Origin of the sequence: Curtobacterium caseinilyticum (genome assembly GCF_030363035.1) — a bacterium.
GTDB classification, from domain to species: Bacteria; Actinomycetota; Actinomycetes; order Actinomycetales; family Microbacteriaceae; genus Curtobacterium; species Curtobacterium caseinilyticum.
In genome coordinates this window covers 1-5,568 of sequence record NZ_JAUCMN010000018.1, presented here as the reverse complement: position 1 = coordinate 5,568, position 5,568 = coordinate 1, and the positions used below count along the sequence as shown (strand labels likewise).

At 55.7% G+C, this 5,568-nt stretch carries 3 rRNA genes; all 3 read right to left on the bottom strand.

Features of this window, described 5'->3' with window-relative positions:
• Positions 1-4: 4 nt before the first annotated feature.
• The 3 genes from rrf to QUG93_RS15950 all read right to left on the bottom strand — a co-directional run bounded on the left by rrf (position 5) and on the right by QUG93_RS15950 (position 5,346).
• Positions 5-121, bottom strand: a 5S ribosomal RNA gene (gene rrf / locus QUG93_RS15960).
• 141 nt (positions 122-262) lie between these two features.
• Positions 263-3,391 (bottom strand): 23S ribosomal RNA (locus tag QUG93_RS15955).
• A gap of 433 nt (positions 3,392-3,824) precedes the next feature.
• Positions 3,825-5,346: ribosomal RNA gene (locus QUG93_RS15950) — 16S ribosomal RNA — on the bottom strand.
• Together the 16S, 23S and 5S rRNA genes form the textbook arrangement of a ribosomal RNA operon.
• Positions 5,347-5,568 lie beyond the last annotated feature (222 nt).

Here is a 5,568-nt window from a genome sequence, read left to right as displayed (position 1 = left end):
TTGAGTCCGGCGGCGTCCTACTCTCCCACAAGGTCCCCCTTGCAGTACCATCGGCGCTGAGAGGCTTAGCTTCCGGGTTCGGAATGTGACCGGGCGTTTCCCTCTCGCTATGACCACCGGAACACCTTCGACGTGATCCGTTCAGATCACGAAAGCTGTTCCCGCACGCATGCGGTGTTCAGTTCTCATGTTCCCGATCGTCTGTCGGGAACCACAAAGTGGACGCGAGCCCCACACCACGAATGGTGTGAGCAAAAAGTGTGTTGTCAAGTCTTCGGCTTATTAGTACCGGTCAGCTCCACGGGTCGTTAGTCCCCGCTTCCACATCCGGCCTATCAACCCAGTAGTCTGCTGGGAGCCTCTCACACTCAAGGTGCATGGAAATCTCATCTCGAAGACGGCTTCCCGCTTAGATGCTTTCAGCGGTTATCCGGTCCGAACGTAGCTAATCAGCGGTGCCCTTGGCAGAACAACTGACACACCAGAGGTTCGTCCATCCCGGTCCTCTCGTACTAGGGATAGATCTTCTCAAATTTCCAACGCGCGCAGCGGATAGGGACCGAACTGTCTCACGACGTTCTAAACCCAGCTCGCGTACCGCTTTAATGGGCGAACAGCCCAACCCTTGGGACCTACTCCAGCCCCAGGATGCGACGAGCCGACATCGAGGTGCCAAACCATGCCGTCGATATGGACTCTTGGGCAAGATCAGCCTGTTATCCCCGAGGTACCTTTTATCCGTTGAGCGACAGCGCTTCCACAAGCCACTGCCGGATCACTAGTCCCGACTTTCGTCCCTGCTCGACCTGTCAGTCTCACAGTCAAGCTCCCTTGTGCACTTACACTCGCCACCTGATTGCCAACCAGGTTGAGGGAACCTTTGGGCGCCTCCGTTACTCTTTGGGAGGCAACCGCCCCAGTTAAACTACCCATCAGGCACTGTCCATGAACCCGATCAGGGTCCTACGTTAGACATCCAAAGTGACCAGAGTGGTATTTCAACAATGACTCCACGAACACTAGCGTGCCCGCTTCACAGTCTCCCACCTATCCTACACAAGCCACTCCGAACACCAATACCAAACTGTAGTAAAGGTCACGGGGTCTTTCCGTCCTGCTGCGCGTAACGAGCATCTTTACTCGTAGTGCAATTTCGCCGAGTTCGCGGTTGAGACAGCTGGGAAGTCGTTACGCCATTCGTGCAGGTCGGAACTTACCCGACAAGGAATTTCGCTACCTTAGGATGGTTATAGTTACCACCGCCGTTTACTGGGGCTTAAATTCAGAGCTTCGCCCAAAGGCTAACCCTTCCTCTTAACCTTCCAGCACCGGGCAGGCGTCAGTCCGTATACATCGTCTTGCGACTTCGCACGGACCTGTGTTTTTAGTAAACAGTCGCTTCCCACTGGTCTCTGCGGCCTTCAACGCTCCACGACGAGAAGTCATGTCACGCGTCCGGCCCCCCTTCTCCCGAAGTTACGGGGGCATTTTGCCGAGTTCCTTAACCACGATTCTCTCGATCTCCTTGGTATTCTCTACCTGACCACCTGAGTCGGTTTCGGGTACGGGCGGCTGCAACCTCGCGTCGATGCTTTTCTCGGCAGCATAGGATCACTGATTTCCCCTAACGGGTACGCGTCGGATCTCAGGCACACAGACGACGGATTTGCCTATCGTCAGCCCTACATCCTTACACCAGGTTCACCTTACGGATACCATCGCCTGGCTCAGCTACCTTCCTGCGTCACACCTGTTCATACGCTAGCCGCACCAGCATGGGGTCGAGCGTTAGACCGGACACCATCACCCCGAAGGGATCCGGATGCGCCGGGTTAGGACTCTTAGCACCACTGGATTAGCTTGGGCGGTTGTTCGCCGGTACGGGAATATCAACCCGTTGTCCATCGACTACGCCTGTCGGCCTCGCCTTAGGTCCCGACTTACCCAGGGCGGATTAACCTGGCCCTGGAACCCTTGGTCTTTCGGAGGACGGGTTTCTCACCCGTCTTTCGCTACTCATGCCTGCATTCTCACTCGTGTGGCGTCCACGGCTGGATTACTCCGCCGCTTCACTCGCCACACGACGCTCTCCTACCACTCCGCACGACTGAACCACGAAGGCTTGTCTGTGTGCGAAATCTACAACTTCGGCGGTGTGCTTGAGCCCCGTTACATTGTCGGCGCGGAATCACTTGACCAGTGAGCTATTACGCACTCTTTCAAGGGTGGCTGCTTCTAAGCCAACCTCCTGGTTGTCTGTGCAACTCCACATCCTTTCCCACTTAGCACACGCTTAGGGGCCTTAGTTGGTAGTCTGGGTTGTTTCCCTCTCGACGATGAAGCTTATCCCCCACCGTCTCACTGCTGCGCTCTCACTCACCGGCATTCGGAGTTTGGCTGACGTCAGTAACCTGTTGAGGCCCATCGGCCATCCAGTAGCTCTACCTCCGGCGAGAAACACGCAACGCTGCACCTAAATGCATTTCGGAGAGAACCAGCTATCACGAAGTTTGATTGGCCTTTCACCCCTATCCACAGCTCATCCCCTCCATTTTCAACTGAAGTGGGTTCGGTCCTCCACGACGTCTTACCGTCGCTTCAACCTGGCCATGGATAGATCACTTCGCTTCGGGTCTAGGACATGCGACTGAATCGCCCTATTCAGACTCGCTTTCGCTACGGCTGCCCCACACGGGTTAACCTCGCCACATATCACTAACTCGCAGGCTCATTCTTCAAAAGGCACGCCGTCACCCCTACAAGGAGGCTCCGACGGTTTGTAAGCAAACGGTTTCAGGTACTATTTCACTCCCCTCCCGGGGTACTTTTCACCTTTCCCTCACGGTACTTGTCCGCTATCGGTCATCTGGGAGTATTTAGGCTTATCAGGTGGTCCTGACAGATTCACACGGGATTTCTCGGGCCCCGTGCTACTTGGGATACACATCCGGCCATAACACCATTTCGTCTACGGGGCTGGCACCCACTACGGCCCGGCTTTCAAACCGGTTCGACTATGATGCGCTGTAACCGCCCCAGTCCGGCAGAACTGAGCGACGTGTCCCACAACCCCGACCATGCAACGCCCGCCGGCTATCACACATGATCGGTTTAGCCTCATCCGCTTTCGCTCGCCACTACTCACGGAATCACATGTTGTTTTCTCTTCCTGTGGGTACTGAGATGTTTCACTTCCCCACGTTCCCTCTACCCGCCCTATATATTCAGGCGGGAGTCACCAGGTCGACAAGTCGCCTAGCGGGGTTTCCCCATTCGGAAATCCTCGGCTCACAGCTCGATTATCAGCTCCCCGAGGCTTATCGCAGATTTCTACGTCCTTCTTCGGCTCCAGATGCCAAGGCATCCACCGTTTGCTCTTAGAAACTTGACCACAAAGATTAAAATTATGATCGACTCGAACAACAACCAAGCCCGAAAGCTTCGTCATCATCACAAGCGATCTAAGATGCTCGCGTCCACTGTGTAGTTCTCAACATACGATCGGCACCACACTCCCCGAACCCAAACCAGGATCCGCTTCACGTGGCCCACCGAAGGACCCGCAGGCCCAACCCCCACCAGCAGCATCCGAAGACACCCACCAGCAGGAAGCCTGGTCCCTCAGGACCCAACAACGTGCACCAGCCGAACCACCCACCCCGACCCCTTCCAACCAGCAAGCTGGCGTACTGAGACCGAAACAAACGCTCCGACTGCACTGTCAATGTTCCACCCATGAGCTACCGGCAACCACACTCGGGTTGCAACGGCGCCTGAACCAGAACAGCACCTGCAAGCAGGCACCCTGGTCAGATGCTCCTTAGAAAGGAGGTGATCCAGCCGCACCTTCCGGTACGGCTACCTTGTTACGACTTAGTCCTAATCACCGATCCCACCTTCGACGGCTCCTCCCACAAGGGTTAGGCCACCGGCTTCGGGTGTTACCGACTTTCATGACTTGACGGGCGGTGTGTACAAGGCCCGGGAACGTATTCACCGCAGCGTTGCTGATCTGCGATTACTAGCGACTCCGACTTCATGAGGTCGAGTTGCAGACCTCAATCCGAACTGAGACCGGCTTTTTGGGATTCGCTCCACCTTACGGTATCGCAGCCCTTTGTACCGGCCATTGTAGCATGCGTGAAGCCCAAGACATAAGGGGCATGATGATTTGACGTCATCCCCACCTTCCTCCGAGTTGACCCCGGCAGTCTCCTATGAGTCCCCGCCATAACGCGCTGGCAACATAGAACGAGGGTTGCGCTCGTTGCGGGACTTAACCCAACATCTCACGACACGAGCTGACGACAACCATGCACCACCTGTACACCGACCACAAGGGGGCGACCATCTCTGGCCGTTTCCGGTGTATGTCAAGCCTTGGTAAGGTTCTTCGCGTTGCATCGAATTAATCCGCATGCTCCGCCGCTTGTGCGGGCCCCCGTCAATTCCTTTGAGTTTTAGCCTTGCGGCCGTACTCCCCAGGCGGGGCGCTTAATGCGTTAGCTACGACACAGAAACCGTGGAAAGGTCCCTACATCTAGCGCCCAACGTTTACGGCGTGGACTACCAGGGTATCTAATCCTGTTCGCTCCCCACGCTTTCGCTCCTCAGCGTCAGTTACGGCCCAGAGATCTGCCTTCGCCATCGGTGTTCCTCCTGATATCTGCGCATTCCACCGCTACACCAGGAATTCCAATCTCCCCTACCGCACTCTAGTCTGCCCGTACCCACTGCAAGCCCGAGGTTGAGCCTCGGGATTTCACAGCAGACGCGACAAACCGCCTACGAGCTCTTTACGCCCAATAATTCCGGACAACGCTTGCACCCTACGTATTACCGCGGCTGCTGGCACGTAGTTAGCCGGTGCTTTTTCTGCAGGTACCGTCACTCTCGCTTCTTCCCTACTAAAAGAGGTTTACAACCCGAAGGCCGTCATCCCTCACGCGGCGTTGCTGCATCAGGCTTTCGCCCATTGTGCAATATTCCCCACTGCTGCCTCCCGTAGGAGTCTGGGCCGTGTCTCAGTCCCAGTGTGGCCGGTCACCCTCTCAGGCCGGCTACCCGTCGTCGCCTTGGTGAGCCATTACCTCACCAACAAGCTGATAGGCCGCGAGTCCATCCCCAACCAAAAAATCTTTCCACCACCAGACCATGCGGCCAGTGATCATATCCAGTATTAGACGTCGTTTCCAACGCTTATCCCAGAGTCAGGGGCAGGTTACTCACGTGTTACTCACCCGTTCGCCACTAATCACAGGAGCAAGCTCCTGATCATCGTTCGACTTGCATGTGTTAAGCACGCCGCCAGCGTTCGTCCTGAGCCAGGATCAAACTCTCCGTAAAAAAATACAGATCCGACACCCGAAAGCACCGAACCGAGTTGATTCTGACTGTTGACTGTCCACTGGACAATCTTCAATCCAAAAGGAATTGTCTCCGACGACCACAACCAAAGCTGCAATCGCACGGGGTCAAAATAATTGGCATTGACAATGTGCACGCTGTTGAGTTCTCAAGGACCAGACGCACCCCCCACTCGACTCCCACACAGGAAGCTCCGCCAGA